The sequence below is a fragment of the Paracoccus sp. T5 genome (assembly GCF_048538155.2).
Taxonomy (GTDB): domain Bacteria; phylum Pseudomonadota; class Alphaproteobacteria; order Rhodobacterales; family Rhodobacteraceae; genus Paracoccus.
This window is the reverse complement of sequence record NZ_CM135809.1, coordinates 101,576-127,718: the sequence shown is the minus strand read 5'-3', so window position 1 is coordinate 127,718 and position 26,143 is coordinate 101,576. Positions and strand designations below refer to the sequence as shown.

Annotated in this window: 28 protein-coding genes; 17 read left to right on the top strand and 11 right to left on the bottom strand. The window is 69.1% G+C overall.

What is annotated here, in order from left to right; translation table 11 throughout:
- Positions 1-3 precede the first annotated feature (3 nt).
- Positions 4-603 (top strand): DedA family protein, encoded by a 600-nt coding sequence (locus tag ACNR9W_RS00610; RefSeq protein WP_419268648.1) that lies wholly within the window; start codon positions 4-6, stop codon positions 601-603.
- Between the two features lie 4 nt (positions 604-607).
- Here the strand turns inward: ACNR9W_RS00610 and ACNR9W_RS00605 are convergent, their stop codons facing one another.
- The gene (locus ACNR9W_RS00605) at positions 608-1,255 is read right to left on the bottom strand and encodes a carbonic anhydrase (protein ID WP_419268647.1); all 648 of its coding nucleotides are present in this window, start codon (positions 1,253-1,255) and stop codon (positions 608-610) included.
- 138 nt (positions 1,256-1,393) lie between these two features.
- Between ACNR9W_RS00605 and ACNR9W_RS00600 the strand changes: the two genes are divergently transcribed.
- The 3 genes from ACNR9W_RS00600 (at position 1,394) to ACNR9W_RS00590 (ending at position 4,031) form a co-directional block, all read left to right on the top strand.
- Positions 1,394-1,771, top strand: coding sequence for a hypothetical protein (locus ACNR9W_RS00600; protein WP_419268646.1), 378 nt, complete (start codon positions 1,394-1,396; stop codon positions 1,769-1,771).
- A 68-nt stretch (positions 1,772-1,839) separates the two neighbouring features.
- Positions 1,840-3,213 carry a leucyl aminopeptidase family protein gene (locus ACNR9W_RS00595; RefSeq protein ID WP_419268645.1) on the top strand — a complete coding sequence of 458 codons (1,374 nt, stop codon included), beginning with the start codon at positions 1,840-1,842 and terminating at the stop codon, positions 3,211-3,213.
- A gap of 2 nt (positions 3,214-3,215) precedes the next feature.
- Entirely contained in the window at positions 3,216-4,031 is an 816-nt protein-coding gene (locus tag ACNR9W_RS00590; RefSeq protein WP_419268845.1) for a C40 family peptidase, read from the top strand.
- Positions 4,032-4,041: 10 nt separating this feature from the next.
- Here ACNR9W_RS00590 and truB read toward each other — a convergent pair whose 3' ends face one another.
- The 3 genes from truB to rbfA are packed head-to-tail and all read right to left on the bottom strand — an operon-like array spanning position 4,042 to position 6,163.
- The gene (gene truB / locus ACNR9W_RS00585) at positions 4,042-4,935 is read right to left on the bottom strand and encodes a tRNA pseudouridine(55) synthase TruB (protein WP_419268644.1); all 894 of its coding nucleotides are present in this window, start codon (positions 4,933-4,935) and stop codon (positions 4,042-4,044) included.
- 51 nt (positions 4,936-4,986) lie between these two features.
- A complete protein-coding gene (locus ACNR9W_RS00580; protein WP_419268844.1) occupies positions 4,987-5,745 on the bottom strand; it encodes a phosphodiester glycosidase family protein in 759 nt (252 codons plus the stop codon).
- A complete protein-coding gene (rbfA, locus tag ACNR9W_RS00575) occupies positions 5,735-6,163 on the bottom strand; it encodes a 30S ribosome-binding factor RbfA (RefSeq protein WP_419268643.1) in 429 nt (142 codons plus the stop codon). Before rbfA ends, ACNR9W_RS00580 begins: the two co-directional genes overlap by 11 nt.
- A 72-nt stretch (positions 6,164-6,235) precedes the next feature.
- Here rbfA and dapB point away from each other — a divergent pair, with 72 nt between their 5' ends.
- Positions 6,236-7,069 (top strand): 4-hydroxy-tetrahydrodipicolinate reductase, encoded by an 834-nt coding sequence (gene dapB, locus ACNR9W_RS00570; protein WP_419268641.1) that lies wholly within the window; start codon positions 6,236-6,238, stop codon positions 7,067-7,069.
- A gap of 2 nt (positions 7,070-7,071) precedes the next feature.
- Here the strand turns inward: dapB and ACNR9W_RS00565 are convergent, their stop codons facing one another.
- Positions 7,072-7,671 (bottom strand): COG3650 family protein, encoded by a 600-nt coding sequence (locus ACNR9W_RS00565; RefSeq protein ID WP_419268639.1) that lies wholly within the window; start codon positions 7,669-7,671, stop codon positions 7,072-7,074.
- A 111-nt stretch (positions 7,672-7,782) separates the two neighbouring features.
- Here ACNR9W_RS00565 and tsaE point away from each other — a divergent pair, with 111 nt between their 5' ends.
- From tsaE to trxA, 5 genes are all read left to right on the top strand, one after another.
- The gene (gene tsaE / locus ACNR9W_RS00560) at positions 7,783-9,180 is read left to right on the top strand and encodes a tRNA (adenosine(37)-N6)-threonylcarbamoyltransferase complex ATPase subunit type 1 TsaE (RefSeq protein ID WP_419268638.1); all 1,398 of its coding nucleotides are present in this window, start codon (positions 7,783-7,785) and stop codon (positions 9,178-9,180) included.
- Positions 9,165-9,839 carry a nucleotidyltransferase family protein gene (locus ACNR9W_RS00555; protein ID WP_419268637.1) on the top strand — a complete coding sequence of 225 codons (675 nt, stop codon included), beginning with the start codon at positions 9,165-9,167 and terminating at the stop codon, positions 9,837-9,839. The genes tsaE and ACNR9W_RS00555 overlap by 16 nt, the downstream gene beginning before the upstream one ends.
- Entirely contained in the window at positions 9,832-12,777 is a 2,946-nt protein-coding gene (addB, locus tag ACNR9W_RS00550) for a double-strand break repair protein AddB (protein WP_419268636.1), read from the top strand. Before ACNR9W_RS00555 ends, addB begins: the two co-directional genes overlap by 8 nt.
- Entirely contained in the window at positions 12,770-16,147 is a 3,378-nt protein-coding gene (gene addA, locus ACNR9W_RS00545; RefSeq protein WP_419268635.1) for a double-strand break repair helicase AddA, read from the top strand. The genes addB and addA overlap by 8 nt, the downstream gene beginning before the upstream one ends.
- An 82-nt stretch (positions 16,148-16,229) precedes the next feature.
- Positions 16,230-16,550 (top strand): thioredoxin, encoded by a 321-nt coding sequence (trxA, locus tag ACNR9W_RS00540; RefSeq protein WP_419268634.1) that lies wholly within the window; start codon positions 16,230-16,232, stop codon positions 16,548-16,550.
- A 33-nt stretch (positions 16,551-16,583) separates the two neighbouring features.
- On the opposite strand, the gene ACNR9W_RS00535 is transcribed toward trxA, so the two are convergent.
- A complete protein-coding gene (locus ACNR9W_RS00535; RefSeq protein WP_419268633.1) occupies positions 16,584-17,486 on the bottom strand; it encodes a hypothetical protein in 903 nt (300 codons plus the stop codon).
- 99 nt (positions 17,487-17,585) lie between these two features.
- On the opposite strand from ACNR9W_RS00535, the gene hslV reads away from it, so the two are divergent.
- From hslV to ACNR9W_RS00520, 3 genes are all read left to right on the top strand, one after another.
- Positions 17,586-18,143, top strand: a complete 558-nt coding sequence (hslV, locus tag ACNR9W_RS00530; RefSeq protein WP_111301245.1) for an ATP-dependent protease subunit HslV — start codon at positions 17,586-17,588, stop codon at positions 18,141-18,143.
- A gap of 79 nt (positions 18,144-18,222) precedes the next feature.
- The gene (gene hslU, locus ACNR9W_RS00525; RefSeq protein ID WP_419268631.1) at positions 18,223-19,530 is read left to right on the top strand and encodes an ATP-dependent protease ATPase subunit HslU; all 1,308 of its coding nucleotides are present in this window, start codon (positions 18,223-18,225) and stop codon (positions 19,528-19,530) included.
- A 55-nt stretch (positions 19,531-19,585) separates the two neighbouring features.
- Entirely contained in the window at positions 19,586-19,765 is a 180-nt protein-coding gene (locus ACNR9W_RS00520; RefSeq protein WP_419268629.1) for a PLDc N-terminal domain-containing protein, read from the top strand.
- A gap of 51 nt (positions 19,766-19,816) precedes the next feature.
- On the opposite strand, the gene ACNR9W_RS00515 is transcribed toward ACNR9W_RS00520, so the two are convergent.
- Both ACNR9W_RS00515 and ACNR9W_RS00510 read right to left on the bottom strand, forming a co-directional pair.
- A complete protein-coding gene (locus ACNR9W_RS00515) occupies positions 19,817-20,419 on the bottom strand; it encodes a Smr/MutS family protein (protein WP_419268628.1) in 603 nt (200 codons plus the stop codon).
- A complete protein-coding gene (locus ACNR9W_RS00510) occupies positions 20,419-21,075 on the bottom strand; it encodes a Tim44/TimA family putative adaptor protein (protein ID WP_419268627.1) in 657 nt (218 codons plus the stop codon). Before ACNR9W_RS00510 ends, ACNR9W_RS00515 begins: the two co-directional genes overlap by 1 nt.
- A 111-nt stretch (positions 21,076-21,186) precedes the next feature.
- Here ACNR9W_RS00510 and ACNR9W_RS00505 point away from each other — a divergent pair, with 111 nt between their 5' ends.
- From ACNR9W_RS00505 to ACNR9W_RS00495, 3 genes are read left to right on the top strand one after another with little or no spacing between them, the layout of a single operon-like run.
- Positions 21,187-21,729 carry an FxsA family protein gene (locus tag ACNR9W_RS00505; protein ID WP_419268626.1) on the top strand — a complete coding sequence of 181 codons (543 nt, stop codon included), beginning with the start codon at positions 21,187-21,189 and terminating at the stop codon, positions 21,727-21,729.
- Positions 21,730-21,786: 57 nt separating this feature from the next.
- Complete coding sequence (secB, locus tag ACNR9W_RS00500; protein ID WP_419268625.1) at positions 21,787-22,311, top strand: protein-export chaperone SecB; 525 nt, start codon at positions 21,787-21,789, stop codon at positions 22,309-22,311.
- A gap of 12 nt (positions 22,312-22,323) precedes the next feature.
- Entirely contained in the window at positions 22,324-22,941 is a 618-nt protein-coding gene (locus tag ACNR9W_RS00495) for an HD domain-containing protein (RefSeq protein ID WP_419268624.1), read from the top strand.
- A gap of 47 nt (positions 22,942-22,988) precedes the next feature.
- On the opposite strand, the gene ACNR9W_RS00490 is transcribed toward ACNR9W_RS00495, so the two are convergent.
- From ACNR9W_RS00490 to ACNR9W_RS00480, 3 genes are all read right to left on the bottom strand, one after another.
- Positions 22,989-23,300, bottom strand: a complete 312-nt coding sequence (locus tag ACNR9W_RS00490) for an H-NS histone family protein (RefSeq protein ID WP_419268623.1) — start codon at positions 23,298-23,300, stop codon at positions 22,989-22,991.
- Positions 23,301-23,383: 83 nt separating this feature from the next.
- Entirely contained in the window at positions 23,384-23,935 is a 552-nt protein-coding gene (locus ACNR9W_RS00485; RefSeq protein WP_111301260.1) for an ActR/PrrA/RegA family redox response regulator transcription factor, read from the bottom strand.
- A gap of 78 nt (positions 23,936-24,013) precedes the next feature.
- Positions 24,014-24,643 carry an SCO family protein gene (locus ACNR9W_RS00480; protein ID WP_419268622.1) on the bottom strand — a complete coding sequence of 210 codons (630 nt, stop codon included), beginning with the start codon at positions 24,641-24,643 and terminating at the stop codon, positions 24,014-24,016.
- Positions 24,644-24,736: 93 nt separating this feature from the next.
- Here ACNR9W_RS00480 and ACNR9W_RS00475 point away from each other — a divergent pair, with 93 nt between their 5' ends.
- A complete protein-coding gene (locus ACNR9W_RS00475) occupies positions 24,737-26,068 on the top strand; it encodes an ActS/PrrB/RegB family redox-sensitive histidine kinase (RefSeq protein ID WP_419268621.1) in 1,332 nt (443 codons plus the stop codon).
- Positions 26,069-26,143 lie beyond the last annotated feature (75 nt).

Below are 26,143 nucleotides of genomic sequence, written 5' to 3'. Positions count from 1 at the left end.
CCCTTGTTCGACTGGATCACCGGTCTTCTGCAGGGTGGCGGGGCTTTGGCCATCGCCGCCCTGATGCTGCTGGAAAACGTCTTCCCGCCGATTCCGTCGGAACTGATCATGCCGCTGGCGGGCTTCAATGCGGCGCGCGGCGGCACCTCCCTGTGGCTGGCGGTGCTGGCCGGCGGCATCGGCTCCACCCTGGGCGCGTGGTTCTGGTTCGCCCTGGCGCGCGCCTATGGTCCCGACCGCCTGCGCCGGCTGGTCGAACGCCACGGCCGCTGGCTGACGCTGACGCCGTCTGAACTGGAGCGCGCGCAGGGCTGGTTTGCCCGCCACGGCGCTGCCGCGGTGTTCTTCGGCCGCTTCCTGCCCACGATCCGCACCCTGATCTCGGTCCCGGCGGGGCTGGCGCGGATGCCGACCGGGCACTTCCTGGCCTATACCGCGCTTGGCAGCTTCATCTGGTCAGGCGGCCTGGCCTTGGCCGGCTACTGGCTCGAAGGCGGCTACGAGGCCGTCAGCACCTGGATCAACCCGGTCTCGACCGCCGTTGTGGTGGGGATCGTCGCCTTCTACGTCTGGCGGGTGATCCGCTGGCATCCCGACGCCTGAGGCGTCAGATCAGCGCCCACTGCTTGCCGCCCTCGTCGGCCTGCAGCAGCGTCCCCTCGCTGATGTCGTGCAGCAGCCCGTGCAGCGACAGCTGACCGGCCTCGACGGCGTCGCGCACAAAGGGGAAGGTCAGCAGGTTCTCGATCGACACCAGCACCGCCTCGCGCTCCAGCGCGCCGACCTGCTCTTCGGCCGGCAGGTCCTTCACCCGCTGGTAGCCCGGCCGCAGGATGTCCATCCAGCGCCCCACGAAGCTGGTCGTCTCCTCCAGCTCGGGCGCATGGCCCGAACACATCGCATGGCAGCCCGCGACGCCGCCGCAAAGCGTGTGGCCCACGACGATCAGATGCGCGACCTTCAGCGCCTTGACGGCATATTCCACCGCCGCAGACGTCCCGTGCTGCAGCCCGTCCGGGGCATAGGAGGGAACCAGATTGGCGATGTTGCGGTGGATGAAGAACTCGCCCGAATCGGCGCCGAAGATGCTGGTGACATGGACCCGGCTGTCGCAGCAGGAAATGACCATCGCGCGCGGGCGCTGGCCTTCGTCGGCCAGCCGGCGGAACCAGGCGCGGTTCTCGTTGTAGGAGGTCGCCTTCCAGCCATGATAGCGCTTGGTCAGGTATTGCGGCAGCGGTGTCAGGTTGTGCATCGAAAACCCCATTGTCTCCCCGCCTGATAGGCCGGGATTGAAACAAATTCGAGCCTTTTCTTGGACCTTGCTCAAGGCTTTCTTCACCGCTTGCGCCCATGTTCGCCCCAAGCGGGGACAGACCCTTCGGAGGTGCGGATGGCACAAATCTCGGCCTTGGCCGTATCGGAACTGGTCCGCGTGGACAATCGGCGGGTGGCGGACATCGTGGCCGAACTGGGCGAGACGGCGGCGCAGCATGTCATCGGGCTGGCGCTGGAACAGCTGGCCACCGCCCTGACGGCGGTGGACGCGGCATTGGACCGGCGCGACCTGGCGCAGGCGATGGCCCATGCCGAGCGCATGTCGCGGCTGGCCTGGCAGATCGGGCTTTTGTCACTTGCCGGCGTGGCCATGGACCTGGGCAGCACCGCCGAACGGGGCGACCATGCTGCCCTGGCCGCGATCCGTGCCCGGCTGATGCGGGTGGGCAACCGGTCGCTGACGGCCATCTGGGACCGCACCGCCCTGGGATGACCCCGCCGCCGGGGTTGCAGGCGCGGTCCCAGCCTGTAGGCTGGCGCCGTTCTGCCAAGGATGACGCCATGACCCCCGAATTCGCCCCCGCCTCTGACGACACGCGCCCGCTGTGGCTGGTCTGGAGCGGCGATGACCTGCCACCCGACGCCCAGGCCGGACCCTGGGCCGAGGCCTCGGGGTTTGCCGCCAAGGCCGGCCAGATCTGCCTGCTGCCCGATGCTGCGGGCGGGCTTCGCGGCGCGATCATGGGCCTGGGCGACCGCGCGCTGGCCTCGCGGGAACGGTTCCAGATCGCCCGTGCCCAGGCCCTGCCCAGGGGCAACTGGCATCTGGCCGATCTGCCCGCCGGACTGGACCCGGACCATCTGGCCCTAGGCTGGCTGCTGGGCCAGTACCGCTTTACCCGCTACAAGGGAAAGCCCGTCCAGGGCCCCCGGTTGGTCTGCCCCACAGGCGCGGATGCCGATCGCGCGCTGGCGATCGCGGCGGGTGAATTCCTGACCCGCAATCTGATCAACACGCCCGCCGGGGACCTTGGCCCCGACAAGCTGGAGGCAGCCGCGCGCGCGCTGTGCAACGACATCGGCGCGCGGGTCGAGGTGATCTGCGGGAGTGCCTTGGCGAAGCAGAACTTTCCGCTGATCCATGCGGTGGGACGCGCTTCTGCCGTCGAGCCGCGGCTGATCGACATCCGCATGGGCGATCAGGGTCCGATGCTGACGCTGGTGGGCAAGGGCGTCTGCTTTGACACCGGCGGGCTGAACCTCAAGCCCGGCGCCTCCATGGGGCTGATGAAAAAGGACATGGGCGGCGCGGCCACCGCGCTCGGCCTGCTGAAGATGCTGGCGGCGACCGGCGCGACGGGCCGGATGCGCCTGCGCGTGCTGATCCCGGCGGTCGAAAACAGCGTCGCGGGCAACGCCTTCCGCCCCGGCGACGTGCTGGCCAGCCGCAAGGGCCTGACGGTCGAGGTGAACAACACCGATGCCGAGGGGCGGCTGGTCCTGGCCGATGCGATGACCTACGCGGCCGAGGAGAGCCCCGACCTGATGATCTCGCTGGCGACGTTGACGGGCGCGGCGCGGGTGGCGCTCGGGCCGGACATCCCGCCCTTCTACTGCGACCACGATGCCACGGCTGCGGCGCTGCAGCAGGCGGCGATGCAGGTGGGCGACCCGCTGTGGCGCATGCCCTTCTGGGACCCCTACGAGGACCAGATCGAACCCGCCATTGCGGACCTGGACAACGCGCCCTCGGGCGGCATGGCCGGGTCGATCACGGCGGCGCTGTTCCTGCGCCGCTTTGCCGAAGGGGCCGGACGCTATGCCCATCTGGACATCTACGGCTGGCAGCCCACCGCCGCGCCCGGGCGACCCAAGGGCGGCGTGGGGCAGGGGGCGCGGGCGATCCTGGCGGCGCTGCCGCAGATCCTGGCGTGACCATGGACCGCCGGCTGACACCCGCCACGGACCGCATGGCGCTGGAAAGCCTGCGCGGGCGGCTGGACCGCCCCGCCTATACCCCCGGCCGCGCCGCGCGCCTGTCGGTGCCCCTGGCCGACCTGCTGGCCGCACCGGACGGACGGCGCGACCGGCAGGTGAATTTCGGCGCCGATGTGACCGTGATCGAGGTGCGGGACGGCTTCAGCTTTGTCCAGACCAGGTTGGACGGCTATTGCGGCTGGCTGGACAGCGCCACCTTGGTCGATGACCTGCCGCCGCTGACGCATCGGGTGACGGCGCCGGCCACGCATGTCTATCCGGCGCCCGACATGAAGCAGCCGCAGCTCATGTCGCTGTCGCTTGGCGCCCGCCTTGCGGTCAGTGCGACCGAAGGGCGGTTCGTGCGGCTGGCCACAGGGGGCTTCGTGCCGGTCCAGCATGTCGGCACCGAAGCTGCGCAGGATCCGGTGGCGGTGGCCGAGACCCTGGTGGGCACGCCCTATCTGTGGGGCGGAAACAGCCGATGGGGCATCGACTGTTCGGGCCTGGTGCAGGCGGCGCTGGCGGCCTGCGACATCCCCTGCCCGGGCGACAGCGACCTGCAGCGCGATGCCTTCCCGTCCACGGAACGAATCCGCCGGGGCGACCTGCTGTTCTGGCCGGGTCATGTCGCCATGGCGGTGTCCCCCGACCTGATGATCCACGCCACCGCCTGGACGATGTCGGTCACGCATGAACCCATCGCCGAGGCGATCGCCCGCATCGACGCAGCCGGCGAAGGGCCGTTCCAGGGCGCGCGCCGGCCAGGCGGCTGAGGCGCGGCGGTTACAGGTTGAACACCCGCTCGGGCTGGACCATGCCGCCCTGATAGCGGCCGATGCAGACCGGGCCCGTGGCATCCGCGACCCAGACCAGCTCGCCCCATTCGGCGCCGCCGGTCACCTCTCCGGGATTGCCGTTGCGGATGCGGATGGCGCCCTCGGGCGTGGCGCGCAGCATCGGCAGGTCGGTCAGCCCGGTTTCCAGGGGCAGGACCTGACCGTCCAGCCAGTCCTGCGCCTCCCGGTCGATCCTGTCGAAGGCGACGCCGTCCTCGGCCTCGAAGGGGCCCGACCAGGTGCGGCGCAGATGGGCGACATGGCCCAGGCAGCCCAACTCACGCCCTAGGTCGCGGGCAATGGAGCGGACATAGCCGCCCTTGCCGCAGACCATCTCCAGGCGGGCGGTGTCGGCACCGGCCTCCAGCAGGACCAGGCTTTCGACCCACAGGGGGCGGGCCGCCAGCTCCATCTCGACCCCCTCGCGCGCCAGGTCATAGGCGCGCTCGCCCTCGACCTTGACGGCGGAAAAGGCGGGGGGGACCTGCATGATCTCGCCGGTGAAGCGCGCCAGGGCGGCTTCGACCTGGGCCGCGGTCGGGCGGGTATCGGACCGACGCACCACCTCGCCCGAGGCGTCGTCGGTCGCCGTCTCGGCCCCCCAGTTCACGGTGAAATCATAGCATTTCAGTGCATCGGTCACGATCGGCACCGTCTTGGTCGCCTCGCCCAGGGCCACCGCCAGAACGCCCGTCGCATCCGGGTCCAGGGTGCCCGCGTGGCCGGCCTTCTTCGCGTCCAGCGCCCACCGGACCTTGGCCACCACGGCGGTCGAGTTCACCCCTGCGGGCTTGTCCACGATCAGCCAGCCGCTGATATCCCGGCCCTTCTTGCGCGCCATGCGAACCTCCTGAATGCAAGGTGCGGGGCATAGCCCCGCCGCCCCACCGGGTCAACCAGCGGGGTCCACCAGGCCGATGATCGGCCCCATGCTGCGCCCGAAATCCGCCCGGTTCACCTGCGGCGCGTACAACCGGGAGATCGAGCCGTCGAAATAAAGCGCGTCCTGCACGCCCAGTCCGTCCCGGAACAGGCGGCCGAATTCGTGGAAGGTCACCGGTCGGTTCGAGATCGCGAACCAGGCCGTCTGCCCGTCGGGCGACACGCCCACGCCGTTCCTGATATAACGGCTGTCGCTGTCGACCAGAAAGCGGGGGTGCAACTGCCCGTCGATCACCAGCATCGGCCCAGATTGCGTGGCCAGCCGGCAGTCGGGTCGGTCGGCGGCAAAGCTGCGGCTTTCGATCACCTGAAAAGGCTGGGCGCCGCCGCTGCAGAAGACGCCGTTCGGCAGCATCCCGAAATTGTCGTTGCTGGCCCCCGTCACGATGGGCGACAGTTCCTCCCCGTCCACGACCAGAAGGCCCACGGCCCGGTAATCGGGGTGGAACATGCCGGCATTCATCGCAAAGGACAGAACCTGGTCCGCCTCCAGCGTGCGGCGGACATTGGCAAAATTGCGCAGCGGGCTGCCGTCGGGACCGTCCTGCCACAGCCGCAGCGCCGGTTCCTGCGCGGCGGGCACCTCGCACAGCACGTAGCCCTGGCCGTCGTGGTCGATGCGCTTGCAGGTGGCGGCACCGGCCGGCAGTGCCATCGCGACCAGCACCCCAAGCGCCACCGCAAGGCGGCGCGACAGGTCAGCGCGCATCGTCATCCTGGGCATCGTCCTCGCCGGCCTCGACATCGCGGCGCACACGTTCATCCGCGAACAGGCGGCGGGTGTCGTCCATCATGTCAAAGGTCTCGTCCAGCTGGAACCGCAACTCGGGCGCGTATTTCAGCGTCAGGCCCTTGGCCACCAGGTGGCGCAGTTCGGGCGCGTTGCGGCGCAGGGCCAACAGCGCGGCATCCGCGTCGCGCCCGCCCAGGGGCAGCACGAAGGCGGTGGCCACCTTGAGGTCGGTCGAGGTGCGCACCTCGCCCACCGTGATGGAATGCCGGTTCAGTTCGGGATCATGCACATCCCCGCGCGCAAGCACGTCAGCGAGGGTGCGGCGGATCAGTTCGCCCACGCGCAGCTGACGCTGCCGGGGGCCCTGACCGTGGGAAGAGCGGTTCTGTGCCATGAGGACCGATGTAGGGGGTCGCGGGCCGCGCCGCAACGGGATATGACGCCCCAAAGCCAACGGGGGTGGATGATGAGCGATTTGCAGAACACCGATCAGCCGCAGGTGCCGGGGATCGTCGTCACCGGGGCCTCGGGACGGATGGGGCAGATGCTGATCCGGCTGATCGGGGACAATCCGCAGGTCCGGCTGGTCGGTGCGCTGGAACGGACCGGCCATGACTGGGTGGGCCGGGACATCGGCACCGCGATGGGCGGCGCGCCCGCGGGGGTCACGGTCAGCGACGATCCGGTGACGGCCATCGCGCAGGCGCAGGCGGTGATCGACTTCACCGCCCCCGCCGCCACCGTGGCCTTTGCCGAGCTGACCGCCCAGGCCCGCGCCGTCCATGTCATCGGCACCACCGGGTTCGAGCCGGACCACCTGGCCGCCCTGTCGGCCGCCGCGCGCCATGCGCCGATCATCCGGGCGGGCAACATGTCGCTTGGCGTGAACCTGCTGGTCGGGCTGACGCGCAAGGTCGCCGCGGCGCTTGGCACCGAATGGGATGTCGAGGTGGTCGAGGCGCATCACCGCCACAAGGTCGACGCGCCTTCCGGCACCGCGCTGATGCTGGGCGAGGCCGCGGCCCAGGGACGCGGCGCGGCACTGGACGAGCTGCGCGTTCCGGCGCGCGAGGGGATCACCGGCGCCCGCCAGCCCGGCAGCATCGGCTTTGCCGCCATCCGCGGCGGCGATGTCGTGGGCGAGCATGACGTGATCTTCGCGACCGAGGGGGAACGGATCGTGCTGCGCCACCTGGCCACCGACCGCGCGATTTTTGCTCGCGGCGCGCTGCGGGCGGCGATCTGGGGCCAGGACAAGGGTCCGGGCGAATACGACATGCACGACGTGCTGGGACTGTAGCGTCAGGGCTGGATCGAACAGCAGCCGGTCAGCATCTGCGGGCTGTCGCCATGGATGACCACCGTGGCCCGCAGCCCGAACAGCCGGTCCGACATGCCGTCCGAGCACAGCTGCGGCGTCGCGGTCAGGGTCAGCCCCTCGGCCACCAGGGCGCGGGTCGGGTCACGAAAGACGCCGCTGGACAGCACCGCCCGGACGGGGCGCAGGTCACCCGGGAGGTCCGGCCCGCCCAGCACGACCCCGTCCCCCTGTGGGGTCACCGCCCAGAAGGGCTCGGTTCCAAAGCACTGCCAGCCTGCGGGCAGCGCGCCCTCGGCCCAGACATCGGTGCGATAGTCCAGAAAGCGCGAACTGACCCAACCCGAGCCTTCGCCGGTGTTGACCCGCGCCCAACCCTGGCGTTCCTCGACCACCTCGATCCGGGTGGCCTCGGGGGCCAGCCTGCCGATGATGGGCGAACTGGCCGAGGGGGCGGCGCGGATGTTCAGCACGTCGTCCGGGGCCACGCGGGCCACGTCGAACAGCGTGGGCAGGATATATTCCTGCGTGGCGGCCGCCGGACCGGCAAGGGCCAGGCTGAGGGCAAGGGCAAGGCGCAGCATCAGGTTCCCCGAAAACACGTTCGGACCCAGCCTAGCGCGGCGCGCGGCCCTTCGCATCACACGGTTTCGCGGGCGGTTCCCCCCGGCGCGGCAAGCGGCTAGAACAGCGCCATGACCACGCGCCTGATCGCAGACGAGACCCTGACCGCCGCCCTGGCACGGATGCTGGCCGCCGATCTGGCGCCCGGCTGGACGGTGCTGCTGGACGGACCGGTGGGGGCCGGCAAGACCCATTTCGCCCGCGCCTTCATCCGCGCGCGCCAGGGTGATCTGGCCGAGGACGTGCCCAGCCCGACCTTCACGCTGGTGCAGACCTATGACGATCCGATGGGGACCGAGATCTGGCACGCCGACCTTTACCGCCTGACCGATCCGTCCGAGCTGCACGAGCTGGGACTGGAGGAGGCGATGTCGGACGCGATCTGCCTGATCGAATGGCCCGACCGGCTGGAAACCCGCCCGCCCCGTGCCATGACCATCGCCCTGACCCCCTGCCCCGACCCCGCGCTGCGCCGGATCGTGCTGGACTGTCCCGGTGCCGACCGGCTGGCCGCCCGCGCCGGCTTTGTCGCGCAGGCGGGATGGGGCGAGGCGCGGGTGGTGCCGCTGGCGGGCGATGCCTCGGCCCGTCGCTATTTCCGCCTGCAGGGGCCGCAGGGCGCGGCGGTGCTGATGGACGACCCCGGCGGCAGCATGCCGGCCTTCCTTGCGATGACCCGCTGGCTGCTGGACCGCGGATTCGGCGCGCCAGCGATCCTGGTGCAGGACGCGACGCAGGGGCTGGCGCTGGTTCAGGACCTGGGCGACGACCTGCTGGCCCGCGTGCTGGAGCGCGATCCGGCCGTGGCCCCCGTCGCCTATGACCGCGTCGCTGACCTGCTGGTCGACCTGCATCACCATCCTGTTCCCGACGTCGTCCCGGCGCTGGACGGGGCGGCGCTGGCCGATCAGGTCGGATTGTTCTCCCTCTACCCGCAGGCCCTTGGGATCGACGTTCCCGACATCGGCCCGTTGATCGCGGGCCTTCACGCCGATCTGGCCGCGGATCAGCGCCCGGTCACCGCCCTGCGCGACTTTCACGCCGAGAACCTGATCTGGCGCGGCGCGGCGCCTCTGGGGCTGATCGACTATCAGGACGCGGTGGCGGCGCATCCGGCCTATGACCTGGTCTCGGCGCTGCAGGACGCGCGGCGCGACGTGGCCCCGCAGATCGAGGCCGTGACCATCGCCCGTTACCTGGCCGCGACCGGGCTGGACGAGGCGCGGTTCCGCGGCGCCTATGCCCTGCTGGGCGCGCAGCGCGGCCTGCGGATCATGGGGATCTTTACCCGGCTGTGCCTGCGCGACGGCAAGCCGCGCTATCTGGACTTCATGCCGCGGGTCTGGGGCCACGTGCAGCGCAACCTGGCCCATCCGGCACTGGCGCCGCTGGCCCGCGCGCTGGCGGATGTCCCGGCCCCCGATGCCGCCATCGTCGAAAGGATCCGCGCCCGATGCGCCCGCCCCTGATGATCTTTGCCGCTGGCCTCGGCACCCGCATGCGCCCGCTGACGGACACGCGCCCCAAGCCGCTGATCCCGGTCGCCGGGCGCAGCCTGCTGGACCGCGCGCTGGACCTGGGCCACCAGGCGGGGGCCGCGCGCATCGTCGTCAACACGCATTACCTGGGGGCGCAGGTCGTGCAGCACCTGGAGGGCCGCGACGTCGCCCTCAGCCCCGAGCCTGACCTGATCCTGGACACCGGCGGCGGGTTGCGCCAGGCCCTGCCCCTGCTGAGCGGCAGCCCGGTGATGACGCTGAACCCCGACGTGGTCTGGACCGGGCCGAACGTCCTGTCGGCGCTGCAGGCGGGCTGGGACGATGACCGCATGGATGCGCTGCTGGCGTTGGTGCCGCTGGCGCGGGCGACGGCGCGGCAGGGGGCGGGCGATTTTGCGCTGGACGCGGACGGCCGGGTCACGCGCCAAGGCGATTTCGTCTATGCCGGGGCGCAGATCATCCGGACCGAGCGGCTGGCCGAGATTCCCGACCGGGTGTTCTCGCTGAACCGGTTGTGGGACCTGCTGATCGCGGAGGGCCGCGTCCATGGCCTGGTCCATCCCGGCGGCTGGTGCGACGTGGGCTATCCCGCCGCCATCCCCCTGGCCGAGGCGCTGCTGCGTGGCTGACCTGCACGGCCTCTACGCCCTGCCCCCCGGCGTCGATTTCGCCGACTGCTTCGTGCAGGGGCTGATGGCGCGGATGGCGGACCAGCCGCCCGAAGCCTTGGCGCGCGTCACGATCCTGGCCAATGCCGCCACCACGATGGGGGCGCTGCGCCGGGCCTTTGACCGGGCCGGGCCGCTGCTGCTGCCGCGGCTGCGCTCGATCACCTCGGTCGATCCGGGGCCGCTGGTGATGCCCGATCCGCCCGTGGCACCTTTGGCGCGCCGCCTGCAGCTGGGTCGCCTGATCGCGCAGCTGCTGAAACTGCGTCCCGATCTGGGGGCCGGGCATTCCATCCCGGTCCTGGCCCAATCGCTGTCGCAGCTGATGGTCGAGATGCAGACCGAGGGCCGCGACATCACCGCGCTGGAGGCGATCGATACGGGCGACCATGCCCGCCACTGGCAGAACGCGCTGGCCTTCCTGAAGATCGCGGCCGATTTCCACCTGCGCGACGCGCATAGCGACCGCCCTGCCCGTCAGCGCGCCGCGGCCGAGGCCGCGCTGGCTGATTGGGCGCAGGGGCTGAACCTGCCCGACGGGCCGGTGATCGTCGCGGGATCGACCGCGTCGCATGGGGCCACGCGGCTTTACATGCAGGCGGTGGCGGCGCTGCCGAACGGGGCGGTGGTCCTGCCGGGCTTTGACTTTGACCAGCCCGACGCGGTCTGGGAGACATTGGGCGACGCGGCCGACGATCATCCGCAGTCGCGCTTTGCCCCGTTGATCCGGGCCGCGGGCTATCCCGAACGCTGGACCGATGTGGCACCCCCCTCCGCGGCGCGCAACCGGCTGGTGTCGCTGGCGCTGCGCCCCGCCCCCGTGACCGACCAGTGGATCGCCGAAGGGCCGGCGCTGCCCGACCTGATCCCGGCCACGCGGTCGCTGTCCCTGATCGAGGCCGACCAGCCGGGCACCGAGGCCGAGGCCATCGCCCTGATCATGCGCGAGGCGGCCGAAAAGGGTGAGTTGATCACCCTGATCGCGGCCGACAGCGGGCTGATCCGCCGCGTGACCGCCGCGCTGGACCGCTGGCATATCCGCCCCGACGACAGCGCCGGCCGCCCCCTGCCCCTGACGCCGCCGGGCCTGTTCCTGCGCCAGGTCGCCGCCCTTTACGGCGAGGCGCTGACCATCGACCGGCTGCTGATCCTGCTGAAACACCCGATGACCGCAACGGGATCGCAGGTGATCGGGCGCAACGACATCCTGCGCCAGACCCGCGACCTGGAACTGAAGCTGCGCAAGCACGGCCCGGCCTTTCCCGATGCGGCCACGCTGCTGGACTGGGCGGAAAAGGGTGACGAGACGCGCAGGATCTGGGCCGGGTGGCTGGCCGCGATGCTGGAGCGGATGACGCCCCTGGCGCGCGACCGCGCGCCCCGCCCGCTGCCCGACCGGCTGGTTGACCTGATCGCGCTGGCCGAGGCGCTGGCGGCCGGCCCGCAGGGCGATCCGGCGCAATCCCGGCTGTGGCAGGACAAGGCCGGGCAGATGAGCCGCGCGGTGCTGGAGCACCTGGCCGAGCATGCCCATTTCGGCCCTGAGATCGGACCCTCGGATTTCTGCGCGCTGCTGATCACGGAATTGCAGGCCAAGTCCGTGCGCGAGGATGTGGCCGGCCATCACTGTTTGCGCATCCGCGGCCCGCGCGAGGCACGCCTTTACGGTCACGGCCATGTCATCCTGTCGGGCCTGAACGAGGGTGGCTGGCCGCAGCCGCTGTCGCCCGACCCCTGGCTGTCGCGCCAGATGCGGCTGGCGGCCGGACTGCCGGTGCCGGAACGCCAGATCGGCCTGGCCGCCCATGACTTTCAGCAGGGAATCGCCGCCGACCGGGTGATCCTGACCCGCGCCAAGCGCGATGCCGAGGCCGAGACGATCCCCTCGCGCTGGTTGAACCGGCTGATGAACCTGATGAGCGGCCTGCCCGAACGCAGCGGCCCGCAGGCGCTGGAGCAGATGCGCGCGCGCGGCGCCGAATGGCTGGCCATGGCCGAGGCGCTGGCGCGGCCCCCGGCCGCCCTGGCACCGGCCTCGCGCCCCTCGCCCGTCCCGCCCGGCCCGCCCTTTCGCGAACTGCCGGTGACCGACGTGTCGCTGCTGATCCGCGATCCCTATGCGGTCTATGCCAAACGGGTGCTGGGCCTGCGCCCGCTGCCGCCCCTGCGGCCGCAGCCCGATGCCGCGCTGCGCGGCCAGACCCTGCATGCCATCGTCGAGGCGCTGCTGAAGTCCCGCCCCGCCCCCGACACCCCGCCCGAGATGCTGCGCGCCACCTTCCTGTCGCTGACCGCCGAGGTTCTGGCGCGCGAGGTGCCCTGGCCCGCCGCCCGCGCCTTCTGGACCGCGCGGATCGAAGGCATCGCGGATCGCATCGTGGCCGACGAACTGGCCCGCCTGGCCGAAGGCGCGCCGATGGTGATCGAGAACCGGGGCCGCGTGTCGCTGTCCGGCATGGGCTTCACCCTGACCGCCAAGCCCGACCGGATCGACCTGCTGCAGGACGGCCGGGTGGCGGTCTATGACTACAAGTCCGGCACGCCGCCGACCGACGCGCAGATCCGCCATTTCGACAAGCAGCTGATGCTGGAGGCGGCGATGGCCCGGCGCGGCGGCTTTGACGCGCTTGGCCCGGTGGACGTGGCCGCGATCCGCTATATCCAGCTGGGCGGCGAGGGGCGCACCTTTGGCCGCGAGCACGACGACGGGATCGAGGGCGAGACCTGGGACGGCTTCGTGCGGCTGGTCGCAGCCTATCTGACGGGAGAGACCGGGTTCACCTCGATGCGGGCACCCGAGCGGACGTCCTATGCGGGGGATTACGACCACCTGGCCCGCTATGGCGAATGGGCGCTGACGGACAGGGCGATCCCTCAGAAGGTGGGCGATCATGGATGAAGCCACGCTGAACCAGATCGCGGCGGCCGATCCGCTGCGGTCGACCTGGCTGACCGCCAATGCGGGCTCGGGCAAGACGCGGGTGCTGACCGACCGGGTGGCGCGCCTGCTGCTGGCCGGGACCGCGCCCGAACGCATCCTGTGCCTGACCTATACCAAGGCCGCCGCAACCGAGATGCAGAACCGCCTGCTGAAGCGGCTTGGCCAATGGGCGATGCTGCCCGAGCCGCAGCTGCGCCGCGAACTGGCCGACCTGGGAGAGACCGCGGAACCCGACCTGGCGCAGGCTCGCCGCCTGTTCGCCCGCGCCATCGAAACGCCTGGCGGGCTGAAGGTGCAGACGATCCACAGCTTTTGCGCAGCCCTGCTGCGGCGCTTTCCGCTGGAGGCCGGGGTGCCGATGGGCTTTGCGGAACTGGACGACCGCAGCGCCCGCGCCCTGCGCGCCGAGATCCTGGAGGAGATGGCCGAGGCGGGCGATCCCGCCATTCGCGACCTGACCCGCCTGCATTCCGGCGACAACCTGGACAGCTTTCTGGCCGGCCTGTCCGAGGCCGATTTCAGTCATGCCCCCGATCCTGACGCGATCTGGGCCATGCTGGACCTGCCCCCCGGCCAGACGCCCGGCGCGCTGCTGGCGCAGGTCTTTCTAGGCAGCGAAGGCGACCTGTGCGACGCGCTGGTCCCTCTGCTGCGCGCGGGCAAGTCCACCGACGCCAAGCTGGCCGAGGTGCTGGCCGGGGGCAACTGGCGCCAACCTGGCCTGGGCGATCTGGCGCGGCTTTGCGATTGCCTGCTGTTCGGTGCCAAGACCAAGGCGCCCTTCGCCGCCAAGATCGGCAAGATCCCGACCAAGGACCTGGCCTCGGGCCCCTGCGCGCCCTTCATGGACGATCTGCACGCGCTGATGGAGCGGGTCGAGCTGGCGCGCCCGCAGGCGCTGGCCCTGGCGACGGCGGAACGGACCCTGGCCCTGCACCGCTTTGGCCATGCCTTTGCGACGCGCATGGCGCAGGCCAAGGCGGCGCATGGCTGGCTGGACTTCGACGACCTGATCCGGCGGACCGCGCAGCTGCTGGAGGAATCCAGCATGGCCCAGTGGGTCCTGTGGCGGTTGGACGGCGGCATCGACCACATCCTGGTCGACGAGGCACAGGACACCAGCCCCGAACAGTGGCGCGTGATCCGCCGCCTGACCGACGAATTCACCAGCGGCGCCGGCGCCCAGGACCGCCCCCGCACGCTGTTCGTGGTGGGCGATCCGAAACAGTCGATCTATTCCTTCCAGGGGGCCGACATCGCCGTCTTCGAGGCGATGCGCGACCGCTTCGACCAGGATTTCCAGGCCGTGCAGCAGCCGATGCAGCGGCGCGGGCTGGCCCACAGCTTTCGGTCCTCTCCGGCAATCCTGCGGCTGGTCGATGCGGTCTTCCAGGACCAGGCCGCCGAGGGTCTGGGGGACCCGCCCCGCCACGTGGCCTTCCGCGACGCGCTGCCCGGCCGGGTGGACATCTGGCCGCCCCTGCCCGACCCCGACACGCCCGAACGTCCGGACTGGTCCCAGCCCGTCGATGCGCCGGCCGAGAATGACGCCGATACCCTGCTGTCGCGCGCCATCGCCCGGCAGATCCGCGCCATGCTGGGCAGCCCGATCCTGGACGCCAAGTCGGGCGAGACGCGACCGATCACGCCGGGCGACATCCAGATCCTGGTCCAGCGTCGCAGCGACCTGTTCCAGATCCTGATCGCGGAACTGAAATCGGCGGGCCTGCCGGTGGCCGGCGCCGACCGGCTGAAGCTGGCGGGCGAACTGGCCGTGCGCGACATCACCGCCACGCTGGCCGTGCTGGCCACGCCCGAGGATGACCTCTGCCTGGCCGCCGCCCTGCGATCGCCGCTGTTCGGCCTGTCCGAGGATGACCTGTTCCGCCTGTCGGCCGGGCGCGGAAAAAACGAACATCTGTGGGTGCGGTTGCGCCAGTCGCAGCATGCCGGGGTGCAGGCGGTCTTCAACGATCTGGCGGGGCAGGCCGACTATATGCGCCCCTATGACCTGATCGCGCGGCTGCTGACGCGGCACGGCGGCCGGGCCGCGCTGATCGCCCGCCTTGGGCCCGAGGCGCTGGACGGCATCGACGAGCTGCTGTCGCAGGCCCTGGCCTATGAGCAGGTCGAGACGCCTTCGCTGACCGGCTTTCTGGTCTGGCTGCAGGCCGACGACGTGCAGGTCAAGCGCCAGCTGCCCGGCGGCGCGGGCGGGCTGATCCGCGTGATGACCGTGCATGGCTCGAAGGGCCTGGAAAGCCCGGTGGTGATCCTGCCCGAAACGCAAAAGCGCCGTCCCTCGAACGGGCAGCGCGTGGTGCGGGTCGAGGGGCTGCCTGCCTGGCGCGGCGCGGCGGCGGATCGCTGCGACGCGGTCGCGCTGGCCGTCGGCGAATGGGAACGGCGCCAGGAGGAAGAGCGTCGCCGGTTGCTTTATGTGGCGATGACGCGGGCCGAAAGCTGGCTGATCGTGGCGGCCGCCGGCGAGACGGGCGAGGCGCTGGACAGCTGGCACGCCATGATCCTGGACGGAGCCGGCCGCAGCGGCCTGGACCGCAGCACCGTCGAGGTGCCGGACCTGGGCCCGGCGCTGCGCCTGTCCTATGGCGACTGGCCGGTGCAGGCGACGGCCGCGGACCGCCCCGCGCCAAACGTCCTGACGCCGCCCGATTGGGCGCTGCGGATGCCACCGCCCGAGCCGGATTTCGAGGTCCCCGTGATCGCCAGCGGGTTGGGCGGCGCCAAGGTGCTGGGCGCGCCGTCCGAGGGCGACCGCGACGCCGCGATGCTGCGCGGCACGCGCCTGCACCTGCTGCTGGAGCACCTGCCCGTCCATCCCGCCGACGATTGGTCCCGCATTGCCCGCGCCCTGCTGGCCGGCGCCGAGGGCGGCCTGCCCGATGCCGCGGAGCTGGACGACCTGCTGGCCGAGGCGGGGGCGGTCATCGCCGCGCCGGCCCTGCAGCAGGTGATGACGCCGCCTGCGGACGGCCAGATCCTGAACGAGGTGGCGCTGACCGCGCGGCTGCCGGGTCTGGGCGTGCTGAACGGGATCGTCGACCGTCTGGTCGTCACCCCCGATGCCATCCTGGCCGTGGACTACAAGACGAACAGCGACGTGCCGCAGGCGCCCGAGGCGGTGCCCGAGGGCATCCTGCGACAGATGGCGGCCTATCGCGCCGCGCTGCGCGGCAGCTGGCCTGACCGGCCGGTGCGGATGGCGGTGCTGTGGACGGCGACGCGCAGCCTGATGCAGCTGCCCGATCCGCTGCTGGACCGGGTGATGGCGGGGCTGACGGGACCTGCGCCCGGTCCCGCCCCTTGACCCGGCAGGTCGGCGCCCATAGCTGTTGAGGGAACCCGATCCGCCGGTCCGCGCCGGCCCCCGCCACAAGAAGGAGCCGACCATGGCCACCGTGCATGTGAACGACGCAGAATTCGACGCCGAAGTGCGTCAGGCCCAGACCCCCGTCATCGTCGATTTCTGGGCGGAATGGTGCGGTCCCTGCAAGCAGATCGGCCCCGCGCTGGAAGAGCTGTCGGACGAATATGCCGGCAAGGTGAAGATCGTGAAGGTCAACGTCGACGAGAACCCCGAACAGGCCGCGGCCCTGGGTGTTCGCGGCATCCCGGCCCTGTTCATGTTCAAGGGCGGCGAAGTGGTGTCGAACCGCATGGGCGCCGCGCCCAAGGCCGCGCTGAAGAGCTGGATCGACGAATCCGTCTGATCCTGCCTGACTGACAGGAAAGGCGGCGGCCCCTCAGACGGGCCAGCCGCCTTTTTTCATGGCCGTGATCATGCGGTCATCGGCATCCGGCGCCATCATGTCCAGGCTGCTGCGTCGCAGGAACCAGTCCAGGAACTTGTCGGTCGGCGGGGCATGGTCCGCCGCACGCTCCAGCGCGGCCGGGGCGCCGATCTGCCCCGCGTTCAGCGCCACATGGTGATAGTCGCTGAGCGCGAACAGGACCACCGGCTTGCTTAGGATCAGCCCGTCGAAACCCACGGAACTGTTCTGCGTCACGACAAAGGCGCAGTCGCGCAACAGCGCGGCGGTGTCGCCGCCGATGGTCAGGTTCGGAAATTGCGCGGCCAGCCGGTCCAGGGCCGCGTGGTCGTCCGGGTCATGGACCTCGTTGGGATGCAGGGTGGCCACGCAGGGGCGTCCGGTCGATGCCGCGGCCTCGATCATCTGGACCGGGCTGGCCGACTGAAAGCTGCGCTGCCGGCGCAGGTGGCCCTGCAGCGGGATCAGGATATGGTCGCCGCGCCGGGGTGCAGGGCCCGGCAGGACACGCTCACGCAGGCGCGCGGCAAAGCGGCGCGCGGCCTCGTCCTCGATCCGGGTGGGGTCGAAGGCCTGCCTGGCGATGGGCCAGCGCCAGCGCTCGGCCTGCCGTTCCAGGCGCCAGTAGGGATAGTGATAGGCGCGCCGGAAGGTCAGCGCCCGGTCATGGGTCGGCCGCTCCATGTTGAAGAGCGCATAGCCGGGCCGGGCCGGCGCCGCCTCCCGCGCGGCATTGCCCGAGGGCAGGATCTCGATCCGCCAGCCGCGCGGCTCCAGCAGGGCCCGCATCCGGTTCAGAAAGCCCAGCTTGCCCGCCCGCGCCGTCTGCAGGAGGGGGTGATGCAGATAGACCGACAGCAGCAGATCAGGGGACATGCCGCGACGCTAATGGGCAAAGGGGCGGTTTTCAACGGGTTGCAAGCCGGGCGGGGCGTCCATATCTGCTGGCCAGACGAACAGAGGACGGAGCCCCCGATGGCGGATGATAAGTTTCCCGGCTGGCATGGCACGACGATCCTGGCGGTGCGGCGCGGCGGCAAGGTGGTTGTCGCCGGTGACGGCCAGGTCAGCGTGGGCCAGACCGTGATGAAGGGCACGGCCCGCAAGGTGCGGCGCCTGTCGCCCGGCGGCCGCGACGTCGTCGTGGGCTTTGCCGGATCAACAGCCGATGCCTTTACCCTGCTGGAACGGCTGGAAAAGAAGCTGGAGGCCGCGCCAGGGCAGCTGCAGCGCGCCTGCGTGGAGCTGGCCAAGGACTGGCGCACCGACAAGTACCTGCGCAACCTGGAGGCCATGCTGATCGTCACCGACGGGATCGATCTGCTGGTCGTGACCGGCGCGGGCGACGTGCTGGAGCCGGAACATGACGTGGCGGCCATCGGATCGGGCGGGAACTTTGCCCTGGCCGCGGCACGGGGGCTGCTGGAAAGCGACCTGGATGCCGAGGCGGTGGCGCGCAAGGCCATGGCCATCGCGGCCGAGATCTGCGTCTACACCAACGGCAGGCTGACCGTCGAGACGCTGGACGGGTGAGGGCGCGTCGCCCCCTTGGCCCTGACGGGCCTCACCCCCGCGATATCTGAACAAAGAAGAAAGCCAGCGAGGCACAAGCATGACCGACCTGACACCGCGCGAGATCGTCTCGGAACTTGACCGTTTCATCATCGGGCAGAGCGATGCCAAGCGCGCCGTCGCCGTGGCGATGCGCAACCGCTGGCGCAGGAAGCAGCTGGGCGACGACCTGCGCGACGAGGTCTATCCCAAGAACATCCTGATGATCGGACCGACCGGCGTCGGCAAGACCGAGATCAGCCGCCGCTTGGCCAAGCTAGCCAACGCGCCCTTCATCAAGGTCGAGGCGACCAAGTTCACCGAGGTCGGCTATGTCGGCCGCGACGTCGAGCAGATCATCCGCGATCTGGCCGATGCCGCGATGATCGACACGCGCGAGCGGATGCGCGAGGCGGTCAAGGCCCGCGCCCACAAGGCCGCCGAGGAGCGGGTCGTCGAGGCCTTGGCGGGCGAGAACGCGCGCGAAGGCACCCGCCAGATGTTCCGCGACAAGCTGAAGCGCGGCGAACTGGACGACACGGTGATCGAGCTGGAGGTCCAGGACAACTCGAACCCCCTGGGCGGGATGGAGATGCCGGGCCAGCCGGGCCAGCCCTTGGGCGGCATGATGGACCTGTCGGGGCTGATGAAGGCCTTTGGCGGGCGCCGGGTGCGGCGCAAGGTGACGGTCGCGGAAAGCTATGAGCTGCTGATCGCGGAAGAGGCCGACAAGCTGCTGGACGATGACGCGGTCAAGGCCGCCGCGCTGGAGGCCGTGCAGGAAAGCGGCATCGTCTTCATCGACGAGATCGACAAGGTCTGCGCCCGGACCGAGGCTCGCGGCGGCGATGTCAGCCGCGAGGGCGTGCAGCGCGACCTGCTGCCGCTGATCGAGGGCACGACCGTCAGCACGAAATACGGCGCGGTCAAGACCGACCACATCCTGTTCATCGCCTCGGGGGCATTCCATGTCGCCAAGCCCAGTGACCTGCTGCCGGAACTGCAGGGGCGCCTGCCGATCCGGGTCGAGCTGCGCGCCCTGACCGAAGGCGACTTCGTCCGCATCCTGACCGAGACCGACAACGCCCTGACGCGCCAGTACAGCGCCCTGATGGCGACCGAGGGCGTCACGGTGACCTTTACCGATGACGGCATCGCGGCCCTGGCGCGGATCGCGGCCGAGGTGAACGGCGCGGTCGAGAACATCGGCGCGCGGCGGCTTTACACGGTGATCGAGCGGGTCTTCGAGGAGCTGTCCTTTACCGCGCCCGATCGCGGGGGCCAGGCGGTCAGCGTGGATGCGGCCTTTGTCGAACAGCACCTGGGCGACCTGTCGCGTTCCACCGACCTGTCGCGCTATGTTCTCTAGGAACCCGCGCCGCGGTGCGGGTGTTGGCTGTCAGAACCTTTAGAGGATGGATCACATGGGTTGGCTATTCAGCATCATCATCTTCGTTCTGGATGTCTGGGCGATCGCACAGATCATCAACACGAACGAATCGAACAAGACCAAGATCCTGTGGATCCTGCTGATCGTCATCCTGCCGCTGCTGGGCCTGATCATCTGGTATTTCGCCGGACCCAAGGCAAACTACCGGCGCTGAGAAAAGCCCGAAAGCCCCGATGCGACGCGCCCCCCTTGCGGGGCGCGTTTTTCATTTCGGCCGGCGCAGATAGACGTAGTAGGCGCCTTCGCCGCCGTGGCGGTAATGCGCCGCGGTGACCTGCTGAACGACCATCGAGAGGGGCGGGCTGTGTAGCCAGTACGGCACCTGATGGCGCAGGGCGCCCGGCCGGGTGGGCAGCGGCCCATGATCGCCGCGCCCCTTGCCGGTGATCACCAAAACCAAACGCAGGCCGCCGCCATAGCATGACAGCACGAAGTGGGTCAGTTCAGGCTGGGCGGCCGACAGTGTCATGCCGTGCAGGTCGAGGCGCGCCTCGGGGCGCAGCTTGCCTTGGTTCATCTTGCGATGCGTCTTGGCGTCCATGCGCAGGCCGGCGGCGGCCAGCCGTTCGGCAGGCGTCGCGGGCTGCGGCAGCCGGGACGGGGTCGGCAGGGGGGTCTGACCCACGCGGAACCTGGGAAGTGCCGGGGGCGGCACGGCCGACGCCGCCGGGGCGACCGGCGGCGCTGCGGGCTGCTTTCCGGCCTCCGGGTCAAGGGTCTTGCGGCCGGGATGGAGAGGAGAAGCGGTGCGGGCCACGCGGGACCACATCTCGCGGTCCTCGGATGTCAGGCCTTTGCGACGGGGCATCAGCCGGTCGCGACAAGCTGCCAGTTCGGGTCGTTCTGGCCCATCTGCCGGGCAAAGGTCCACAGGTCCTTCTGCTTGCGCGGCGCCTTGGCGTCACCCTCGATGACATTGCCCTGCGCGTCACGGGTCGCGGCTATCAGCTCGCCCACGAAACGGACCGAGATCTCGGCCACGCCGGTCGCGGGATCGAATTCCGCCGCGGCCAGCGAGGTTTCGCGCGTGCCCAGATACTGCGCCTGAACCGTCTGCCCATGGGCGGTCCGCTGGTCGATTACGCCTTGGAAGGCTTCGGCAACAGGGTCGGCCAGAAAGGGTCGCACCTCGGTCAGGTCGCCGCGCTCGAAGGCCATCAGGATCATCTCATAGGCGTGCTTGGAGCCGGTCAGGAAGTCGCGGACGCCAAAGTCGGGTTCGACCCGCTTCATCGCGTAAAGGGCCGCGGCAGCCGGGCTGCCGGCCTCGGCGTGGTCGATGACGTCGTGATCGACCTCATCGGCGCTGCCTTCGATCACCTCGAAGCGGGCCGGGCCCGCCGCGGGCTGGTCAACCTGGGGCGGCTCGAACCCGTCGCGGGTCCCCAGCACGTTTCTCAGGCGCAGGATCAGGAAAATCGCGATCCCGGCAAGGACAAGCAACTGGAGAAGCGGGTTGGACATACAGGCGACCTCTGGTCAAAATCACATCGTTTGTATCTGGCAACTGGGTCATTATGTAGGGAGTGCCAGGGCGCAAGTCCAGTTTCCGCGCCGGCAGGAAGGGGAATTCGCATGCGGCTGTTCTGGCTGTTTCTGATCGTTCCGATCATCGAGATCGCGCTGTTCATCCAGGTGGGCGGGCTGATCGGCCTTTGGCCCACGCTGGCGATCGTCGTGCTGACGGCGATCGTGGGCACCGCGCTGATGCGCAGCCAGGGGGCCCATGCCTGGAACGAGATCCAGCGCAGCTTTGGCGAGATGCGCGATCCGACGCGACCCCTGGCACATGGCGTGATGATCCTGATGGCAGGGATGCTGCTGCTGACGCCGGGGTTTTTCACCGACACGGTGGGGCTTTTGCTGCTGGTGCCGCGCGTGCGCGATGCGGTGATGCGCCAGATCGGCAAGCGCGTGAAGGTGACGCGCTTTGGCATGGGGGCTGCGACGATGCGACGCGATCCCCACCGCGCGCCCTATGGCGACGGGGTGATCGACGGCGACTTCATCGTGGCCGACCGGGACGACACGGGTCGCGCGCCTGTAGACCTGCCGCCCGAACTGGACGAACCCGATGCCCCCCGGCCGGGGCGCGGTTCCGGCTGGACCCGCCATTGAGGGCAGGGGGAGGGCCTGCTACAAGCGGGTCCAAGTCCGAATTGGAGAGGTAGGAACATGGCCGACGAGAACACCCAGAACGGCATCGCGGGACAGCCGCAGGCCCAGCAACCGCAATTGCGCATGCAGATCCTGGCACAGTTCATCCGGGACCTGTCCTTCGAGAACGCCGTCGCCCAGAAGGGCGCGCCGACGGGCGAGGTGCAGCCCGAGATCACCGTGCAGGTCAGCCTGGACGCCCGCAAGCGCGGCAGCGACAACCAGTACGAGGTGATCACGAAATACCGCGTCACCTCGACCAATAAGACCGAGGGCAGCACGCTGTTCCTGGCCGAGTTGGACTACGGCGGGGTCTTCCAGATCGACGGCGTGCCGCAGGACCAGCTGCATGCCTTTCTGATGATCGAATGCCCGCGGATGCTGTTCCCCTTCGTGCGGCGCATCATCTCGGACCTGACGCGGGACGGTGGCTTTCCGCCCTTTAACATGGACCCCGTGGATTTCGTCGCGCTGTACCGCCAAGAACTGGCACGCCGCGCCCAGCAGGCGCAGCAGACGCCGGCCGACGTCAAGCTGTCGTAAGGCAGCCCGCCCATGGCCGCACGGCCCCGGCGCGCCTGGCAGCGGATGCTGTCGGGCCGCCGCCTCGACCTGCTGGACCCCACCCCCTTCGACATCGAGATCGGGGACATTGCCCATGGGCTGGCCTTCGTGGCCCGCTGGAACGGGCAGACGCGGGGCGACTGGCCCTATTCCGTGGCTGAACATTCGCTTCTGGTGGAACAGATCTTTTCGCGGCTCAATCCCGGGATCGCGCCCCAGTGGCGGCTGGCGGCGCTGCTGCATGACGCTCCGGAATATGTCATCGGCGACATGATCTCGCCGGTGAAATCGGCGCTCGGGGCGGAATATGGCGCCATGGACGAGCGTCTGGCCTCGGCCGTCCACCGCCGGTTTGGGCTGCCCGCCGCGCTGCCCGCCCCGATGAAGCGCAAGATCAAGGCTGCCGACCGCGTCTCGGCGCGGCTGGAGGCGGTGACGATCGCGGGCTTCGCCGAGCCCGAGGCGCGCCGCCTGTTCCCGGTTCCCGAGGATCACATGCTGCCGGGCCTGCAGATCACCCTGCGGCCCCCGGCCGAGGCGAGACGTGCCTTTTTGGCCTGCTTCGACTGGCTGATCGGGCAGATCGACACTCCTCACATGCAGATATAAAAAAGGGGCCTTCAAGGGCCCCTTTCCACAACATGATGCAGTTCGGATCAGATCGCCAGGTCTTCCAGCTGCTTGCCGCTTTCCAGGCTTTCCTGCACCCACCGGGGTTTGCGCCCGCGGCCGGTCCAGGTCATCGTCGGATCATCGGGATTTGCGTATTTGGGGGCAACGGTCCCGCTGCGGCGCACCTTGGTTCCGGTCAGGTCGGCCAGGTTGAAGCCATGTTCGCGCGCCGCCTCTTCGATCGCGGTCAAGGCCTCGCGCCGCTTCCGGTCCTCGTAGGAATTGATCGCCCGATCCAGGCGCGAACGAAGATCGCGCATTTCCTTGAGAGACATATTATCGAAGTCGATGCTCATATTCATTCCGGTCTTGCTTTGGGTTGCCGATTTCATATCCGCAATATAGACCGAATTAAATACCTTTCAACATGTTCTTCAGATCAGCGCGGTCCCCTTTTGGCGAGGATGCGCTGAAGCGTCCGTCGGTGCATGTGCAAACGCCGGGCAGTTTCGCTGACATTTCGTTCGCATTGTTCGTAAACGCGCTGGATATGCTCCCAACGGACGCGATCGGCCGACATCGGATTTTCCGGCGGAGGCGGCAGCAATTCGCCGCTGGAAAGCAGCGCCGACGTGACGTCATTTGCATCGGCCGGTTTGGCCAAATAGTCGGTGGCGCCCATTTTCACGGCCGCAACTGCGGTGGCGATGGCGCCATAACCGGTCAGGACAATGATCCGCGCATCCGCGCGCTTTTCCCGAAGGGCCTCGACCACATCCAGCCCGTTTCCATCTTCGAGCCGAAGATCGACCACCGCATAAGCGGGCGCCCGTTTCTCGATCAGCCGCATGGCCCCGGCCACTGTCAGCGACGTTTCCGTCTGGAATCCACGCTTTTCCATGGCGCGCGCCAAGCGGGTGACAAAGATCTCGTCATCGTCCACCAGAAGCAGCGAGGCATCGGGGCCGATCTGCGCGTTCATTTCGTCCATGACTAGCCCTCTTGAATTGGTTTTCGGAATTATCTGTGGATCAGCGCCAGAACTTTCAAACCCGTGCGACAATACGCCTTAGGCGGCCGCGTCGATGAAACAGCCCGTCCGTTCTGCCACATCTTCGGCTGGCGTGTCGCGCGAAAAGAATTCCACCGTCTTGCCACCCTGCATGACCAGATAGGTATTGGTCATATGATCGACCAAATAGAATTCCTTGTCTTCCTCGTCATGTGCCTTGAAATAATTCCGCCATCCCTGATTGACCGCCGCGATCTCTTCCGGCGATCCGGTCAGACCGATCATGTCCTCCGAGAAAAGGCTGGTATATTCGCCCAGGACATCTGGCGTATCGCGGCGCGGATCGACCGTGATGAAAACGGTCTGCACGTCCTTTCCGGCCTCCTTCAGGATTTCCTCGGCCTCGGCATTGCGTGCGCTGTCCAAGGGACAGACATCCGGGCAGAATGTATATCCGAAATAAAGCAGGGACGGTTTCGAAAAGACCTCGGCCGATGTCACGCGCTGCCCGTCCTGCCGCGTCAGGGTGAATTCGGTGCCGAAACTGTCCATGCCCCCGGCCACGGCACTGTTGGTACACTGGGAAAAGGGGTCGGCGGAACGCTGCTGCATCAGGAACAACCCGCCCCCCACCAGGACGCCGACCGCAGCGGCGGTGCCGATCAGCAGGATTTTCCGGTCAGCCACGGCTCAGCTCCTTTTTTGCGTGTCAAAGGCGCGCATTGATCGCCCATCGACCGGCGGGTATCAAGTCATGCATTGTCGCAGAAAAGGCCGAAGATGAACGCAGCACCCGGGCCTGACGACCTGGCGGACCATCCCTTCGGTGCCGGCGATACCCCCCATGCCGAGCCGATCCGCATGCGCACCCTGGTGCTGCTGCGCTGGTTCGCCATCGGAGGGCAGCTGGCTGCCGTCATCATCGCCTGGAGCATGGGCATCGGATTCCCGAAGGCTCCGGTGATGATCCTGATCGCCTTGGCGATCGCGATGAACCTGTGGATGGCCCTGCGCCCGCCCAAGCGGACATCTCCGGGGCGGGCGGTCCTGCAGCTGAGCTTCGATTTGGTGCAGATCTCGTCGCTGATGGCGCTGACCGGGGGAATGGCAAACCCCTTTGCGCTGCTGGTGCTGGCGCCCGTCACCATCGCCGCCGCTTCGCTGAACGCGCGGCTGGTGCTGGCGCTTGGGCTGGCGACCGTGGCCGTGACATCGGTCGCGGCGGTCTTTGGCGTACCCCTTCGCGACCCCACGGGCGAAATCTTGCGGCTGGAGCCGATCCTGGCGCTTGGCCACTGGGTCGCGCTGGTGATCGGGGTGGTCTTCTTCGGCGGCTACGCCCATCGCGTGACGGGTGAGCTGTCGGATACGTCGAACGCGCTGTTCGCCACCCAGATGGCGCTGTCGCGCGAACAACGCCTGCAGCACCTGGGCGGCGTGGTCGCGGCCGCCGCGCATGAGATGGGGACCCCCTTGGCGACCATAAAGCTGATCGCAGGCGAGCTGGCGGACGAGCTGAAGGACCGCCCGGACCTGCATGCTGACGTGATCGCGCTGCGCGATTCCGCCGACCGCTGTGCCCAGATCCTGCGCAGCATGGGCCGCGCGGGCAAGGACGACCTGCACATGCGCTCGGCCCCGCTGCGCGCCGTGCTGGAGGATGCCGCCAGTCCCCATGCAGATCGCGGGCCCCTGGTGGAGATCCGCGCCGACGGGCCCTCGATCCGGCGCGACCCGGCGATCATCCACGCCCTGCGCAACCTGATCCAGAACGCGGTGGATTTCGCCGAAAGCCGCGTGGTGATCGAAACGGATGTGACGCCCAATACGCTGACGGTGACGATCCGCGACGATGGTCCCGGCTATCCTCCCGCGCTTTTGTCGCGAATCGGCGACCCCTATCTCAGCCGCCGCTCCGAGGCGCAACGCGGCAGCTACGAGGGCATGGGCCTGGGGCTTTTCATCGCCAAGACGCTGCTGGAAAGGTCGGGGGCACGGCTGTCCTTCGCCAATGGCGGACCGGGGGCGGTGGCTTCGGTCCGCTGGCCGATCGAGCGCATCGAGGCGCAGGATCGGCTGGCCCTGGCGCAGAATCCCACCATCGAGATCTGAATATCTTAACCGACCGTTAACAATGCATGACCTATGCTTCCCCCAAACAAGCTGAGGGTCTTGCTTTGAACATTC

Bases quoted from the DNA above. Each gene is read 5' to 3' on its own strand.
- truB (WP_419268644.1), bottom strand. From the start codon at position 4,935: ATGGCGCGCAAGAAGGGCCGGGATATCAGCGGCTGGCTGATCGTGGAC.
- ACNR9W_RS00475 (WP_419268621.1), top strand. From the start codon at position 24,737: ATGAACGCAGCACCCGGGCCTGACGACCTGGCGGACCATCCCTTCGGT.
- rbfA (WP_419268643.1), bottom strand. From the start codon at position 6,163: ATGGCACAGAACCGCTCTTCCCACGGTCAGGGCCCCCGGCAGCGTCAG.
- ACNR9W_RS00510 (WP_419268627.1), bottom strand. From the start codon at position 21,075: ATGTCCAACCCGCTTCTCCAGTTGCTTGTCCTTGCCGGGATCGCGATT.
- hslV (WP_111301245.1), top strand. From the start codon at position 17,586: ATGGCGGATGATAAGTTTCCCGGCTGGCATGGCACGACGATCCTGGCG.
- tsaE (WP_419268638.1), top strand. From the start codon at position 7,783: ATGACCACGCGCCTGATCGCAGACGAGACCCTGACCGCCGCCCTGGCA.
- hslU (WP_419268631.1), top strand. From the start codon at position 18,223: ATGACCGACCTGACACCGCGCGAGATCGTCTCGGAACTTGACCGTTTC.
- ACNR9W_RS00555 (WP_419268637.1), top strand. From the start codon at position 9,165: ATGCGCCCGCCCCTGATGATCTTTGCCGCTGGCCTCGGCACCCGCATG.
- addA (WP_419268635.1), top strand. From the start codon at position 12,770: ATGGATGAAGCCACGCTGAACCAGATCGCGGCGGCCGATCCGCTGCGG.
- ACNR9W_RS00565 (WP_419268639.1), bottom strand. From the start codon at position 7,671: ATGCTGCGCCTTGCCCTTGCCCTCAGCCTGGCCCTTGCCGGTCCGGCG.
- ACNR9W_RS00580 (WP_419268844.1), bottom strand. From the start codon at position 5,745: ATGCGCGCTGACCTGTCGCGCCGCCTTGCGGTGGCGCTTGGGGTGCTG.
- ACNR9W_RS00520 (WP_419268629.1), top strand. From the start codon at position 19,586: ATGGGTTGGCTATTCAGCATCATCATCTTCGTTCTGGATGTCTGGGCG.
- dapB (WP_419268641.1), top strand. From the start codon at position 6,236: ATGAGCGATTTGCAGAACACCGATCAGCCGCAGGTGCCGGGGATCGTC.
- ACNR9W_RS00485 (WP_111301260.1), bottom strand. From the start codon at position 23,935: ATGGACGAAATGAACGCGCAGATCGGCCCCGATGCCTCGCTGCTTCTG.
- trxA (WP_419268634.1), top strand. From the start codon at position 16,230: ATGGCCACCGTGCATGTGAACGACGCAGAATTCGACGCCGAAGTGCGT.
- ACNR9W_RS00535 (WP_419268633.1), bottom strand. From the start codon at position 17,486: ATGTCCCCTGATCTGCTGCTGTCGGTCTATCTGCATCACCCCCTCCTG.
- secB (WP_419268625.1), top strand. From the start codon at position 21,787: ATGGCCGACGAGAACACCCAGAACGGCATCGCGGGACAGCCGCAGGCC.
- ACNR9W_RS00515 (WP_419268628.1), bottom strand. From the start codon at position 20,419: ATGCCCCGTCGCAAAGGCCTGACATCCGAGGACCGCGAGATGTGGTCC.
- ACNR9W_RS00495 (WP_419268624.1), top strand. From the start codon at position 22,324: ATGGCCGCACGGCCCCGGCGCGCCTGGCAGCGGATGCTGTCGGGCCGC.
- ACNR9W_RS00595 (WP_419268645.1), top strand. From the start codon at position 1,840: ATGACCCCCGAATTCGCCCCCGCCTCTGACGACACGCGCCCGCTGTGG.
- ACNR9W_RS00600 (WP_419268646.1), top strand. From the start codon at position 1,394: ATGGCACAAATCTCGGCCTTGGCCGTATCGGAACTGGTCCGCGTGGAC.
- ACNR9W_RS00605 (WP_419268647.1), bottom strand. From the start codon at position 1,255: ATGCACAACCTGACACCGCTGCCGCAATACCTGACCAAGCGCTATCAT.
- ACNR9W_RS00590 (WP_419268845.1), top strand. From the start codon at position 3,216: ATGGACCGCCGGCTGACACCCGCCACGGACCGCATGGCGCTGGAAAGC.
- ACNR9W_RS00490 (WP_419268623.1), bottom strand. From the start codon at position 23,300: ATGAGCATCGACTTCGATAATATGTCTCTCAAGGAAATGCGCGATCTT.
- ACNR9W_RS00505 (WP_419268626.1), top strand. From the start codon at position 21,187: ATGCGGCTGTTCTGGCTGTTTCTGATCGTTCCGATCATCGAGATCGCG.